Below are 13,874 nucleotides of genomic sequence, written 5' to 3'. Positions count from 1 at the left end.
GAGCGCGTCGAACCGCTCCGCCTTGGCCAGATCGTAGTAGTTCTCCAGCATGGAGAGCAGCAGCGACTTGCCGAACCGGCGCGGACGGAGGAAGAGCAGCTGATAGCCGGCCTCCTCGATGTCTCGGATGGCGGCGGTGCGGTCGACATAAAACAGCCGTTGTTCGATGATCGTCTGGAAATCGTAAACACCGTAGGGGAACTTCATCGTCTGATCAGACCGCAACAACTCCGTCCGTGGACGTTTTCGGCTTCACGGTATAAGCTGAAGGACGTGTTCTTCGGTCGCCCTGAAAACAGTATCTTGCATGCGCAGGCCCCCGTTTTGCGCGACCCTGCCTCCTGGTCGCGGATGCCGGCTTCTTGCGGAGCCGGCATCGCCTGATTCCGTCGCGAGCACGTTCGACGGTCGGCGGAAGCATGACGGCCATGGACGGAGTTTTGTGGTTTGTGGTTTGATCCGTCGCGCCCCTTTGCAAGGCTATCCGCCCGGAGGGATCGCGACAAGTTCGGCAGGTCCGGCGATTGTTGCACCGTTATCACAGGCAGGGATCCGTGATCGGACCGCAACGACTCCTTCCTTCCGTGGACGTCTTGGCTGCACAAGAGTCGAAGACTCCCTCACAAAACCGTCGGTTGCATGCGCAAGCTCCCGTTTTGTGCAGCCGTCCATGGCGGTTGCCTCGATGTCATCACCGTGTCACACTTCTCTGGCATGGTGCGCGGGCAGGCGAATCGGCGGATGCGTCAGGACGCTGCCGCCTTGCAACCGGCAAAGAGCCCACGGACGGAGTTTTCGTGTCACGGACATGACCGATATCCTGATCGTTGAGGATGATCCCGACATCGCCGGGTTGATGCGGCTGCAGCTTGTCCATCGCAAGGGGCTTGCGTGCACGGTGGTCGAGGATGGCGACCGGGCGCGCGACTGGCTGCTCCGGCACCGCTGTCGGTTGGTGATTCTCGATCGCATGTTGCCGGGGATCTCCGGGATGCAGTTGCTGCGTTGGATGCGGCGCCGGCAGGAGACTGCGGCCGTTCCGGTGTTGATGGTCACCGCGCTGGGGACGACCCGGGAGCGGGTCTATGGTCTGCGCGACGGTGCCGACGACTACCTGCCCAAGCCGTTCGATCCCGATGAGCTGCTCGCCCGGGTGGAGGCGCTGTTGCGCCGGGCGGAGCGGCACGGTGGCGCCGGTTCGGAGGCGGAGCCGGTGGCGCGGGGGGTGGATCCGGTGCTCTCCGACGACGGCATGGCGGTGCTGGTCGGCGGCGTGGAGTTGCAGCTGCGGCCGATGGAGCTGGCCCTGCTCAAGGCGCTGATGAAACGGCCGGGGAAGGTGCGCAGTCGGGAACAGCTGCTCGACGAGGTGTGGGGGGTGGACCACTTCGTCGAGCCGAGGACGGTCGATGTGACCATCAAGCGGTTGCGTCAGGCGCTCGAGCGTCAGGGGCTGAAGGGGTGTGTCCGCACGGTGCGGGGGGTCGGGTATTGCTATCGTCCCCCCTCCTCGATCGGGAGCGATCCGGAGGAGTGAGCGGCGTGTGGCCCTGGCTGTCCGCGGTGGCGCTGCTGGCGGTGCCGGCGGTTGCGTGGCTGCTCCGGCGTCGCCTGCGGCAGGAGCAGCACCGGCTGCGGCAGCAGCGGCGGATGCTGGAGGCGGAGATCGACCGGCGCGAGCAGGAGATGGATGTGATGCTTGGCCGGCTGAAGAGCCTGGTGGTGCGCATGGATCGGGCCGGGAGGGTGCTGTGGGCCAATCCACGGGCGCGGGAGCTGTTGCCGATCCCCGACGACGGCGCCCAGGAGCCGCTCTCCGTGGCCCAGATGAAGCGCGATCCGGAGTGGGGGGCGCGGTTGCAGCGGGCGCTCGATGCGTTGCCGGCATCCACGCCGTTGCCGGTGTTGCAGGTGGAGGGCGACGGTGCAGGCGACTCCTGCAGCTTCGCCCTGCAGCTCTTGCCGCTGGGGACGGGGCAGGCACTGCTTCTGGGCAACGACATCAGCGAGTCGCTGCGGCAGCAGGAGCAGCGGGAGCGGCTCTTCGTCAACCTGATGCACGATCTCAAGACTCCGTTGACCAGTCTGATCGGCTACAGCGACACCCTGGCGGCGATGGGGGAGATTCCCGAGGTGCGCACGGAGTCGATCGCGGCGATCCGGCGGGCGGCGCGCCGGGTCAACCGGCTGCTCGACGGCTTGCTGGAGCTGGCCCGCGCCGGCCAGGGGGGGCGGCGGGGCGGAGTGTGCGACCCGCGGGCCGTGGCAGAGCAGGTGGTGGAGGAGGCGCGGGACTACGCCGGAACGCGCGGAGTGCGGTTGCGGCTGGAGTGTTCGGACGGGCTGCCCGAACGGGTGGCCATGGCCGGGGATGCCTGCGACCGCGTGCTCTTCAACGTGGTGGAGAACGCCATCCGCCACGCCCCCGAGGGCAGTGTGGTGACCATCCGGTTGCATGCGACCGATGGAGGGGTCGTGTTGTCGGTCGCCGACGTCGGCTGCGGGGTGCCCGGCGAGAAGATCCCCCGGCTGACCGAGCGCTTCTTCACCCTGGACGGCAGCCGTGCCGGCGGAGGCCATGGATTGGGGCTGGCCATCGTGGCGGAAGAGCTCGAACGCTGCGGTGGCAGGCTGGAGATCCGCAACAACCTCCCTTGCGGGCTCCTGGTCACGATGGCGATCCCGGCCGCATTGCCACCGCAGGAACGGTAGCCTACAGTTGCCCCCATGAGCGGTGCGGCGACCAGAAGCAAGCTCGTCTGGCTGGATCTGGAGATGACCGGGCTCGATCCGGAGCGGGATACCATCCTGGAGATCGCCACCGTGATCACCGACGACGAGCTCGAGATCGTCGCCGAAGGGCCCGATCTGGTGGTACATCAGCCCGAGTCGGTGCTGGAGGGGATGGATGCCTGGTGTCGCGCGCACCACGGCGCCTCCGGGCTGACCGAACGGGTGCGCGCATCCACCGTCTCGCTGGCCGATGCGGAGCGGCGGACGCTGGAGTTCGTCGCCGCCCACACCGAGCGGCGCAGCGCACCGCTCTGCGGCAACTCGATACATCAGGATCGGCGCTTCCTCCGGCGTTACATGCCGGAACTCGAGGCGTGGTTCCATTACCGCATCATCGACGTCAGCACGGTCAAGGAGCTGGTCTCCCGCTGGTACGGCCCGGAGGCGGTGCCGGAGAAGGCGGAGGGGCACCGTGCGATGGAGGATGTGCGCGAGTCGATCGCCGAGTTGCGCCACTACCGGAGCGTCGCCTTCCTCCCCAGACGTTGATCCGCCGACGCGGTGCCGCGGCGTGGCTGCTTTTCGCGGCGGCTCTGCTCCTGGCACCGGGGTCGCCGCGGCCGCTCTGCGCGGGCACCCTCTCCACCGTGGGCAGCGGCCGTTGGGTGACCGTGGCCGAGGTCTTCGACGGGGACACCTTCCGCACCCTCGACGGCGAGCGGGTACGCCTGCTGGGGATCAACGCCCCGGAGGTGGCCCATCGCGACGCGCCGGCCCAGCCGCTCGGCGATGCCGCCGGGGAGGCGTTGCGCCGGCGCATCACCGGCCGGGTGGTTCGGCTGGCCTTCGACCGCGAGCGGCGCGACGTGTATGGCAGGTTGCTGGCGCAGGTCTACACCAGGGACGGGACGTGGATCAACGGCTGGATGGTGGCCCAGGGGTGGGCGCACGTCTACACCTTCGTGCCCAACCTGCGTTGGGCGGCCGCCCTGTTGCGGCTGGAGCGGCGTGCCAGAGGTGCCGGGCGGGGGATCTGGGCCGATCCGCGCTGGCGGGTGCTCGATGCCGGGGAGTTGCGCCCGGGGTTGCTCGGCCAGTTTCGCCTCGTGCGCGGGCGGGTGGATCGGGTCGGCCGGCGCGGACGCGATTTCTACCTCGGTGCGCTCCATGTCACGGTGCCGAAGAAGTTTCGCGACTACTTCCATTTTCCCTTGCCGGTGCAGCGGGGTGATCCGGTGGTGGTTCGTGGCAAGATTCGCGCCGGCGTCCGGGGTGGCTGGTTCATCTCGCTGCACGCCCCCACCGATCTGGAGGTTGCCCCGTGAGAATCGTTGTCGCGTTGTCGCTGGCGCTGTTTGCCGCCGGATGCGCGGTCAATCCGGTGAGCAAGCGGCACGAGTTCGTGCTGATGAGCGAGCAGCAGGAGCTGCAGCTCGGCCGCGAGATGGCGGCGAAGTTCGAGCAGACGCTGCCGCTTTTGCCGGCGGAAGATCCGCTGGTGCGCTACGTCGACCGGGTGGGGCAACGGGTGGCGCGCAGTTCGGACCGACCGGAACTGATCTACCGCTTCCACGTGATCGACGACGACACCATCAACGCCTTCGCCCTTCCCGGCGGCTACATCTACCTCCACCGTGGCCTGCTGATCCACCTCAACGACGAGTCGGAGCTGGCCGCCGTACTCGGCCACGAGATCGGCCACGTCACCGCCCGACACGCCGTGGCCCGCTATACCCAGATCCGCAGCTACCAGCTGGGGAAGGCGATCGCCTCCATCCTGTTGCCGGTTCCGCAGGGGGTGGGGCAGTTGACCGACATGCTGGCGCTGGCGGTGGTGCAGGGATACGGCCGCGAGGAGGAGCTGCAGGCCGACGAGCTCTCCATCCGCTACCTCGGTGCCGCAGGCTACGATCCGCGCGCCACCGTGCGGCTGCTGGAGACGCTCAAACGGATCGAGCAGCTCCGTCGGGAGGAGCGGCGCGACGCTGGAGAGAAGGTCGAGGTCTACCACGGCGCCTTCGCCAGCCATCCGGAGACCGAGAAGCGCATCCGCGAGGCGGTGGCGCGGCTACGGGTGCCGGCACGCATCGGAGAGGATCGGCACGCCTCCCATCTGGCCATGCTGCAGCAGCTTCAGGGGCGCCCCTATTCCGGCAGTGCACGGGAAGGCGCCATCCTCGGTCGGCGCTTCATCCATCCCAAACTGGGGCTGGCGCTCGCCTTCCCCGAAGGGTGGGTGCTGCACAACGGGCGTGATGCGCTGACCGCCCGGGTACGCAGGCAGCCGGTCTATTTCCGCCTGACACTGCGCAGCCTGGCCCGGCGGACCACCGCTCGCGGGCTCTTGCGCAAGCTGGTTCCGGAGCGGCGGATACGCGGGCCGATCCAAAGCGGGGTGCGCGGTCCGTGGCGCTGGGCGCGGGTGCAGGCCGATCTGTCGCAGCCGCACGTCAGCAAAGCGCGGGTCGATCTTTCGGTCTGGTTGCAGCGCGACCGGGCGCTGTTGCTCGCCTTGTGGGCGCCGCGCGATCAGGCGGCGCGCTGGCAGGGGCAGTTTGACACCATCGTCGCCTCGCTCCACCGTTACAGCCGCTCGCGCGACGGCGCCGTTCCGGTGATCACGCTCTGTCACTGGCGCCATGGCGACAGCTGGCGGAAGCTGGCCCGGCGTTCGGGCATGGTGCTCGGGCCGTTCACCGCCCGCCGTCTGGCCGTGCTCAACGGTATGGATCCGGAGGAGCGGCCGGACGACGGCGAGGTGGTCAAGCTGGTGCGCTGACTGAGGCGGAGGGAAGATGGCCCGGATACTGATTGCCGAGGATTCGGCCTACATGCGGCGGCTGATCCGTTCCATCCTCGAGCGGGGCGGCCACTCGGTGGAGGAGGCGGTCAATGGCGATGACTGTCTGCGCCGGCTCGATGGGGTTCAGCCCGATCTGCTGCTGCTCGATCTGGTTATGCCGGAGCGTGACGGCATCAGCGTGCTCGGTCGGCTCAAGAAGCAGGGCAGCCGGCTGCCGGTGATCGTGCTGACCGCCGACATTCAGGAGTCGGTGCGTCGTGGCTGCCTCGATCTGGGGGCGGTCGATTTTCTCAACAAGCCGCCGAAAGAGGGGCCGTTGTTGGCCGCGGTCGATCGCGCACTGGAGAGCGGGGAGGGGGACGGATCATGATGCTGAGCGAGGAGCAGCGTGATTTTATCTGCGAGCTCTTCAACATCGGCGCCGGCCATGCGGCGGCGACGCTCAACGACTTCGTGCGCCGCCGGGTGCGGTTGCAGGTACCGGAGCTGCGCCTCTGCCGCAGCGGCACCGAGGCGCTCTCCTGGATGCAACAGACCATGGAGGAGCCACGGCTGGTGGTCGTCCAGATGCCCTTCTCCGGCGACATGGATGGAAGCGCGGCACTCGCCTTCACCCCCCGTTCGGCCCATCTGCTCGCCTCGATGCTGGGCGACGGGGATGCTGGCGACGAGGCCGACGCCCGGCTGGACACGATCGGCGAGTCGGTGTTGATCGAGGTGGGCAACGTGTTGATGAACGGGGTGATGGGGACGCTGGCCAACATCCTGGGGATGGAGGTACGCTATCAGGTGCCGCGCTTCCTGCATGGCGGCCCCGAAGGGCTGATCGATGACGGCGACACCGCCTTTCTGGTAGCGCGTGCCCGGCTGTCGCTCTCCCGCACCGAGATGGAGGGGCTGATCGTCGTGATGTTCGCGCTCCATTCGCATGCGGACTTCCTGCGCGCGGTCGATGCGCGGCTGGAGGAGGCGGCCGGATGAGCGTCGATCTCTCCCTGTTCGATCACGTTCAGGAGGGTGTGGTGGTGGCCGACGCCGGGCTGGTGGTGCGCCACTGGAACAGCGTGATCGCCCGCTGGAGCGGGATCGACCCCTCCGATGCGGTCGGGCGGCCGCTGATCGCGCTGGCCCCCAAGCTGGAGGATGATCGCTACCGCCGACCGGTGGAGGCAGTGATCGCTCGCGGTTCTCCGGTCACCTTCTCCGCCGCGATCCACCACTACATCATTCCCTGCCCCGGCAAGGAGCCGGGGGAGTTCCGCCAGCAGGACACGGTGGTCTGCCCGCTCCCCGTCGACGGCGCCACCATGGCGCTCTTCTCGGTGGTCGACCGCACCGACCACATCGCCAACCTGCGGGGGCTGCAACAGGCCAACGTCAAGCTCAGGCGCACCGTGCGGCTGCGGCGGGAGAGCGACCGGATCAACATGATGCTGGCGGCGGGGATGGACAACGCCGCCGAGGCGATCCTGGTGGTCGATCATCGCGGGCGGCTGGAGTACGCCAATCCGATGTTCTATCGCTTGGCGCAGCTGGAGATCCCCTCCGTCAAGGGGCAGCTCTTGACTGAGATCCTGCGCACCGACCAGGGGGGAGCAGCTCCATCGCGAGGTGATGCGGGCGATCTCCAGCGGCGAGCCGTGGCGCGGTCGGGTGGTGGTGATCCGGCCTGATGAGAGCCGTTTTCCCGCCTCGATCAGCGCCGCACCGGTTCGTCTGCGCAAGGGGCGGCGCATCCTGCATGCGGTGCTGACCATGGAGGACATCACCGACTACGAGCTGGCCAACCACGATCTGCAGGAGCGCAAGAAGCACGAGGCGATGCGCACCATGGTCGCGGGAATCTCCCATGATTTCAACAACCTTCTCTCCGGCATGGTGGGCAACGCCTACCTGCTGCGCAAGGCGGTGCGGGAGGATCCGAAGGCGATGCGGCGGCTGGCGACCTTGGAGGAGGCGCTGGAGGAGGCGACCGCGATCATCCAGGGGTTGGTGGTCTATGCCCGTGGGGAGGAGGACGGTTCCGGCGTGCTGCCGCTCTTCCCCTTCGTCAAGGAGTGGTGCAAGGAGGTGCGCTCGCAGCTGCCCGAGGGGGTGGAGCTGCAGCTCCAGCTCCAGCCGGGTCACTATCCGATGCGCGGAGACGTCGCGCTGCTCAAGCAGGTCTTGACCGCGGTGGCCGACAATGCGGTCGACGCCCTGGCCGGCTGCGAGCGGCCCCGCATCGCCGTCTCGTTCGGGCCGGAGGAGGAGTCGGCGGTGCCCGAGCCGCTGCGCGGTCGGGGAAGAGTGGCCCGCCTCGATGTGGCGGATAGCGGTTGCGGCATTCCCGGGCGGCTGATGGAGCGGATCTGGCAGCCGTTCTTCACCACCAAGCCGCAAGGCAACGGGCTGGGGCTGACCGTCGCGCGGGAGAACATGGCCCGCCTCGGCGGGGTGATGACGGTCGATTCGACCGAAGGGGAGGGGACCACCGTTTCGCTCTGGCTGCCGCTGGCCGGTTGAGATCGAAACACGGGACGAGGGGTTCATGAGACATACCATCACCATCCTGGTGGAGAACGAGTCGGGCGTGCTCACCCGTATCGCCGGCCTCTTCTCCGCCCGCGGCTACAACATCGAGAGCCTGAGCGTGGCGCCCACCCTCGATGAGACGGTGAGCCGGATGACGCTGGTCACCCGTGGTGACGAGCGCATCATCGAGCAGATCAACAAGCAGCTCAACAAACTGATCCCGGTGATCAAGACCGAGGACATCTCGCGTCTGGCCCACATGGAGCGCGAGCTGGTGCTGGTCAAGGTGCATGCCCGGGACGAGACCCGCGCCGAGGTGCTGCGCATGGCCGAGGTCTTCCGCGCCAAGGTGGTCGATGTCTCCGAGACGAGCTACACACTCGAGTTGACCGGCAAGTGCGGCAAGATCGACGCCTTCCTGCGCATGCTCAAGCCGATCGGCATCATCGAGATGACCCGCACCGGCCCGGTGGGGATGCGGCGCGGCGGCAAGGGGTTCGTGGTCGAAGAGCAAACAGGATGAACTGCGTTATCGTGCGGCGTGAGTGCCGCTATCGCGGTTGGTTTACCGTCGATGCCTACGACATCACCCACGACTGTTTCGACGGCGGCACCATGTCGGTGCGGCGCGAGCTGCTCGAGCGCGGCGATTCGGTCGGCGTGGTGCTCTACGATCCCGATGCGTGGCAGGTGTTGCTGCTCGAGCAGTTCCGCGTCGGGCCGATGGCCCGCGGCGACCGGCCGTGGCTGGTCGAGATCGTCGCCGGCGTGATCGACCCCGGGGAGACGGCGGAAGAGGCGGCGCGGCGCGAGGCGCTGGAGGAGGCGGGCTATGCGGTCGGGCGGTTGCGGCGGTTGGGCGCGCCGCGCTGGTATCCCTCGCCCGGCGCCTGCTCGGAGCAGGTCACCCTCTTTCTCGCCGAGGTGGCGCGCGATCGACCCGCGCGCGACGATCTGGGCGTGCCGGAGGAGGGGGAGGATATCCGCCGCCGCTGGGTGGCGGTGGAGGAGGCGATGGCCATGGTCGCCGACGGTCGCATCAACTCGGCGCTGCCGATCATCGCCCTGCAGCGTGCCTTCGGGGTGCCGCCGCTGGTGGGTGCCGCGGCAGGAAGGGGGGAGCCTTGAAACGCGGCCAGGGAGGGCCGCGCAAATCCGAAGCTTGCGCAGGAGGCAGGCGAAGGGTTTGTAAGGGAATCGAAGAGCGCGCTCTTCGATCCTCGCCGGGCAGAACGTCCACGGACGGACGTTTTGCGCTCCGACCATGAACGCTGCCGTGCCGCGCCACGACTGGTCGCTCGATGAAGTGATGGCGCTGATGGAGCTTCCTTTCAACGACCTGCTGTTCCGGGCGCAGCAGGTCCACCGTGCCGTCTTCGACCCCAACGAGATCCAGCGCTCCAGCCTGCTCTCGGTCAAGAGCGGCGGTTGCCCGGAGGATTGCAAGTACTGCGCTCAGAGTGTGCACAACGAGCAGGGGGTGCCCTCGCGGGGACTGATGGGGGTGGAGGAGGTGGTGGCCGCCGCCCGCCGGGCCAGGGAGGCCGGCGCGACCCGCTTCTGCATCGGCGCCGCCTGGCGGGCGCCGACCAAGGGGCGCGCCTTCGCCCGGGTACTGGAGATGATCCGTCGGATCAAGGATCTCGGTATGGAGGCGTGCGCCACGCTGGGCATGCTCGACGCCGAGCAGGCCGAGGCGTTGCGCGCGGCCGGGCTCGACTACTACAACCACAACCTGGACAGCGATCCCGAGTTCTACCGCACCATCATCTCCACCCGCCGCTATCAGGACCGGCTCGATACGCTGAAGCATGTCCGCGCCGCCGGCCTGCGCATCTGCTGCGGCGGCATCGTCGGCATGGGCGAGAGCCGCCGCCACCGCGCCGGTCTGATCGTGCAGCTTGCGCGCATGGCGCCCCATCCCGAGTCGGTGCCGATCAACATGCTGGTGCCGATCGCCGGGACCGGTCTGGCCGATGCCGAGCCGCTCGATGTGCTGGAGTTCGTCCGCACCATCGCGGCGGCGCGCATCACCATGCCGCGCTCCAGAGTGCGGCTTTCCGCCGGGCGCCATGCGATGAGCGACGAGGCGCAGGCGCTCTGTTTCCTCGCCGGGGCCAACTCGATCTTCTACGGCGAGAAGCTGCTCACCGCCGACAACGCCGACGTGGCCCACGACGAGGCGCTCTTCGCCCGGCTCGGCCTGCGCGGCGCGGAAGGGAAGGCAATCCCCTCCGAGCGGCGGCTCGATTGCGCCCTCTGCTGATCCTCCTGCGGCCTCGCCGGCCCGGACCAGGTGGAGACTCCGCTGTCGGTTGAGGTGGCCGCCTTCGTGCGGCCGGGCTGTTTCCTCCTCATTCTCGCGACGATCGGATGGTGGGAGTACCGGGCGCCGCGCCGGCGCGAGCCGATGGTGCGCCGGGTGCGCTGGCCGGGCAACTTCGCCCTGCTCGCGCTCGATGTGCTGCTGCTGCGGCTGCTCTTTCCGCTGGGGGCGGCCGGCTTCGCTGCGCTCTGGCCGTGGGGGTTGCTCCACATGGTGCCGCTTCCCGGCTGGCTGGCCGGACTGCTCGCCGTGGTGCTGCTCGATCTGGTGATCTACTGGCAGCACCGGCTGTTCCACCGGCTGCCACTGCTGTGGCGGCTGCACCGCGTCCACCACACCGACCCCCGCCTCGATGTCAGCTCCGCGCTGCGCTTCCATCCGCTGGAGATCCTCCTCTCCATGGCGATCAAGGTGGCGGCGATCGCGCTCATCGGCGCGGGGGCGACGGCCGTGCTCTGCTTCGAGGTGCTGCTCAACGGCATGGCCATGTTCAACCACGGCAACATCGCCCTGCCCGGCCGGATCGAACGGTCGCTGCGCCGCTGGCTGGTCACCCCCGACATGCATCGCATCCACCATTCGGTGGTCGCCGGGGAGTACAACAGCAACTTCGGCTTCAACCTCTCCTGTTGGGATCGCCTCTTCGGCAGCTACCGCGCCGCCCCCCGCGGCGGGCAGCGGGGGATGACCATCGGTCTGCAGCAGTGGCGCGATCCCGCCGCCTGCGGCCGGCTGGGCTGGATGTTGCGCGCTCCTTGGATGGCGGCTTCATGAGAAGCCGGCATCCGCGACCAGGACGGTCACGCAAATCAAGAGCTTGCGTAAGCAAGCGAGGGATTTGTAAGGAAAGCGTAAATCGCACTTTTCGCTTTCCGTCAAGCAAAAAGTTCATGGGCGGACTTTTCGCGATCGAAACATGGATGGCGGGTTGAGGCCGGGCGGCCATCTGGTCATCCATCCGCCCAACTGGCTGGGGGATGTGGTGATGGCCCAGCCGGCGATGGCGGCATTGGTCGCCGGGCTGGCACCGGCGCGGGTGACGCTGGTCGGCCGGCCGTGGCTTGCCGAGCTGGCTCCATGGCTCGGTCTGGGCGCGGTGGCCACCGCCGAAGCGATGCCGCGCGACGGCGATCTGGCCGTGCTCTTCCCCCACAGCATCCGTGTCGCCTGGATGGCCTGGCGCGCCGGCATCCCCGAGCGGATCGGCTTTCGCGGCCAGTGGCGCAGGGCGTTGCTCACCCGTGCCCCCCGGCCGGCTCTGGACATGATGCGCGAGCACCATCGCGACTACTTTCTCGATCTGGTGGCGCAGATGGGGCTGCCGATTCCCCGCCGGCATGTGGCATTGAGCGTGCCACAGGAAGCGGTGGAACAGGGGGAGGCGCTGCTGCGCCGCCACGGCCTCGATCCCGGTCGGGTGGTGGCCATCGCCCCCGGGGCGCAGTTCGGCGGCGCCAAGCGCTATCCGCCGGAGCGCTACCATCTGCTGGCGCGCAGGCTTGCGGCCGCAGGCCGGCAACTGCTCATCCTCGGCACTGCGGCCGAGCGGGCGATCGGCGAGGCGGTGCTTCCCCGTGGGGCGGAGGGGTGGAACGGCTGTGGCCGGACGACGCTTGCCCAGGCGTTGCGGCTGCTTGCCGCCTGTCGGCTGTTGCTGTGCAACGACTCCGGGCTGATGCATGTCGCCGCCGGCATCGGCCGGCCGGTGGTGGCCCTGTTCGGCGCCACCGATCCGGCCCGCACCGCCCCCGACGGGCCGCAGGTGCGCCTGCTCTACCGGCCGGCGGAGTGCTCGCCCTGTCTGCAGCGGGAGTGTCGGGTGGCGGGGCACCCCTGCATGGCGGCGCTGGCTCCGGAGGAGGTGGCGCAAGCCGTCGAGGAGCTGCTTGCCGGGTGAAGCTCCTGATCATCAAGCTCTCCGCCTTCGGCGACATCATCCACGCTCTGCCCGCACTCGACGATCTGCTGGCCCGGCCTGAGGTGCGGGAGATCCACTGGCTGATCGATGCCCGCTACGGCTTCGTCGCCGAGTTGTTGCCGCCGGAGGTGCGGCCGCACATCGTGCGGATGAAGGGACGGGGCGGCTGGCGGCGGGCATGGGGCTGCGCGCGGGCGCTGCGGGCCGAGCGCTTCGACGGCGTGCTCGAGCTGCAGGGGTTGATCAAGTCGGGGTTGATGGCGCGCGCCGTCGGGGCGCCGGCCTGGGGCTTCGACCGCCGCCAGAGCCCGGAGTGGCCCAACCGCCTGCTGGTTCGGCCGGTCGCCTTCCATCCGGAGGAGCGCCATGTGGTGCAGTGCTACCGTCGCATCGCCGCCGCGCCGTTTTGCCCCGCTCCGGATCGGGTGCCGGAGGAGCCTTTGCCCTATCGCCCGCCGCGGCTGCACGGCATCGATGCGCTGCGCGCCGCCGGGGAGGAGGTGGTGCGGCGCTGGCGGCTGCCGCGGCACTTCATCCTGTGCCATATCGGCGGCAGCTACGCCACCAAGCGGCTGCCCGATGGGGGCTGGCGCCGGCTGCTGCCGCTGCTCGCCGCGCGGGCGCCGGTGGTGGTGTTGTGGGGTGGTCGGGAGGAGCAGCTGCGGGCGGAGGCGGTGGCGCAGGGGATCACCGGGGTGCGGGCGGCGGACGAACGGCTGCCGATCGCGCAGCTGGCCGGGCTGCTGGCGCGCTCCCGCGGCTATGTCGGCCCCGACTCCGGGGTGAGCCATCTCGCCTCGGCGGTGGGTTGCCGCACGGTCACCTTCTGGGGGCCGACCGCGCCGCAGCGGATGGGCGCACTGGGTACTGCCGATCGCCATGTGGTGTCCGAGGTACCGTGCGGTCCCTGTTTCCGTCGCCGTTGCGATCGCTTCGTCTGCCTGCCGTCGCTCGATGTGGAGCGGATCGCCGCCGCTCTGTTCGACGTCGATTCACCGTAGGAAGGGGGGGGATGGTCCCTCTCCGCTCGGCCGCGGAGGGGGAGGGGGCTTTACTGGTGGATGGAGCGCCCCTCGGCGTCGAGCACCGCTTCGTGGATCATCTCGGAGAGGGTGGGGTGGGGGAAGATGTGGTGGATCAGCTCCGCCTCGGTCGTCTCCAATGTCTGCGCCACCCCCAGGGTGACGATCAGCTCGGTCGCCTCGGCACCGACGATGTGGGCGCCGATCAGCTCGCCGCTCTCCGCATCGAAGATGGTCTTGACCAGCCCTTCGCTCTCGCCCAGGCCGAGCGCCTTGCCGTTGGGGGCGTAGGGCATGCGGCCGATCTTGACCGCGATGCCGCGCTCTGCCGCCTCCGCCTCGGTCAGGCCGATCGAGCCGACCTGCGGCTGGCAGTAGGTGCAGCCGGGGATGCGTTCGTAGTCGATCGGGTGGGGATTGCGTCCTGCGATCGCCTCGACGCAGACGATTCCCTCATGACTGGCGACATGGGCCAGCGCCGGCGCGCCGATTACATCGCCGATGGCGTAGATGCCGGGGTGGTCGGTGCGGTAGTAGTCGTCCACCGCGATGGTGTTG

The 13,874-nt window shown here is 68.8% G+C and carries 17 protein-coding genes; 15 read left to right on the top strand and 2 right to left on the bottom strand.

What is annotated here, in order from left to right:
* Positions 1–207, bottom strand: a 207-nt coding sequence (locus D6682_06605) for a hypothetical protein (protein RMH50583.1), incomplete at its 3' end; no start/stop codon positions are given.
* A 601-nt stretch (positions 208–808) separates the two neighbouring features.
* Between D6682_06605 and D6682_06600 the strand changes: the two genes are divergently transcribed.
* The 15 genes from D6682_06600 to D6682_06530 all read left to right on the top strand — a co-directional run bounded on the left by D6682_06600 (position 809) and on the right by D6682_06530 (position 13,295).
* On the top strand, positions 809–1,537 hold the full coding sequence (locus tag D6682_06600; GenBank protein RMH50582.1) for a DNA-binding response regulator: 729 nt from the start codon (positions 809–811) through the stop codon (positions 1,535–1,537).
* Positions 1,534–2,712 carry a hypothetical protein gene (locus D6682_06595; protein RMH50581.1) on the top strand — a complete coding sequence of 393 codons (1,179 nt, stop codon included), beginning with the start codon at positions 1,534–1,536 and terminating at the stop codon, positions 2,710–2,712. Before D6682_06600 ends, D6682_06595 begins: the two co-directional genes overlap by 4 nt.
* A 15-nt stretch (positions 2,713–2,727) precedes the next feature.
* Positions 2,728–3,282: an oligoribonuclease gene (locus tag D6682_06590; protein RMH50580.1), complete on the top strand. Its 555-nt coding sequence runs from the start codon at positions 2,728–2,730 to the stop codon at positions 3,280–3,282.
* A gap of 26 nt (positions 3,283–3,308) precedes the next feature.
* A complete protein-coding gene (locus tag D6682_06585; protein RMH50585.1) occupies positions 3,309–4,058 on the top strand; it encodes a nuclease in 750 nt (249 codons plus the stop codon).
* The gene (locus D6682_06580; GenBank protein RMH50579.1) at positions 4,055–5,512 is read left to right on the top strand and encodes a hypothetical protein; all 1,458 of its coding nucleotides are present in this window, start codon (positions 4,055–4,057) and stop codon (positions 5,510–5,512) included. The genes D6682_06585 and D6682_06580 overlap by 4 nt, the downstream gene beginning before the upstream one ends.
* Before the next feature lie 16 nt (positions 5,513–5,528).
* The gene (locus D6682_06575) at positions 5,529–5,906 is read left to right on the top strand and encodes a response regulator (protein ID RMH50578.1); all 378 of its coding nucleotides are present in this window, start codon (positions 5,529–5,531) and stop codon (positions 5,904–5,906) included.
* The gene (locus D6682_06570; GenBank protein ID RMH50577.1) at positions 5,903–6,517 is read left to right on the top strand and encodes a hypothetical protein; all 615 of its coding nucleotides are present in this window, start codon (positions 5,903–5,905) and stop codon (positions 6,515–6,517) included. The genes D6682_06575 and D6682_06570 overlap by 4 nt, the downstream gene beginning before the upstream one ends.
* Positions 6,514–7,209, top strand: a complete 696-nt coding sequence (locus D6682_06565; protein RMH50576.1) for a PAS domain-containing protein — start codon at positions 6,514–6,516, stop codon at positions 7,207–7,209. The genes D6682_06570 and D6682_06565 overlap by 4 nt, the downstream gene beginning before the upstream one ends.
* Complete coding sequence (locus tag D6682_06560; protein ID RMH50575.1) at positions 7,151–8,041, top strand: sensor histidine kinase; 891 nt, start codon at positions 7,151–7,153, stop codon at positions 8,039–8,041. Before D6682_06565 ends, D6682_06560 begins: the two co-directional genes overlap by 59 nt.
* A 25-nt stretch (positions 8,042–8,066) precedes the next feature.
* Positions 8,067–8,573: an acetolactate synthase small subunit gene (ilvN, locus tag D6682_06555; GenBank protein ID RMH50574.1), complete on the top strand. Its 507-nt coding sequence runs from the start codon at positions 8,067–8,069 to the stop codon at positions 8,571–8,573.
* Complete coding sequence (locus tag D6682_06550; protein ID RMH50573.1) at positions 8,570–9,178, top strand: NUDIX hydrolase; 609 nt, start codon at positions 8,570–8,572, stop codon at positions 9,176–9,178. Before ilvN ends, D6682_06550 begins: the two co-directional genes overlap by 4 nt.
* Positions 9,179–9,314: 136 nt before the next feature.
* Positions 9,315–10,316 carry a biotin synthase BioB gene (gene bioB / locus D6682_06545; GenBank protein ID RMH50572.1) on the top strand — a complete coding sequence of 334 codons (1,002 nt, stop codon included), beginning with the start codon at positions 9,315–9,317 and terminating at the stop codon, positions 10,314–10,316.
* Between the two features lie 144 nt (positions 10,317–10,460).
* Positions 10,461–11,150, top strand: a complete 690-nt coding sequence (locus tag D6682_06540) for a sterol desaturase family protein (protein RMH50584.1) — start codon at positions 10,461–10,463, stop codon at positions 11,148–11,150.
* A 142-nt stretch (positions 11,151–11,292) separates the two neighbouring features.
* Positions 11,293–12,273: a lipopolysaccharide heptosyltransferase II gene (gene waaF / locus D6682_06535; protein ID RMH50571.1), complete on the top strand. Its 981-nt coding sequence runs from the start codon at positions 11,293–11,295 to the stop codon at positions 12,271–12,273.
* A complete protein-coding gene (locus D6682_06530) occupies positions 12,270–13,295 on the top strand; it encodes a lipopolysaccharide heptosyltransferase family protein (GenBank protein RMH50570.1) in 1,026 nt (341 codons plus the stop codon). Before waaF ends, D6682_06530 begins: the two co-directional genes overlap by 4 nt.
* Before the next feature lie 50 nt (positions 13,296–13,345).
* Here D6682_06530 and D6682_06525 read toward each other — a convergent pair.
* Positions 13,346–13,874, bottom strand: a 529-nt coding sequence (locus D6682_06525) for a dihydrolipoyl dehydrogenase (GenBank protein RMH50569.1), incomplete at its 5' end; no start/stop codon positions are given.

The organism is Zetaproteobacteria bacterium (assembly GCA_003696765.1).
Lineage (GTDB): Bacteria > Pseudomonadota > Zetaproteobacteria > Mariprofundales > J009 > RFFX01.
This window is presented reverse-complemented; position numbering and strand designations above follow the sequence as displayed.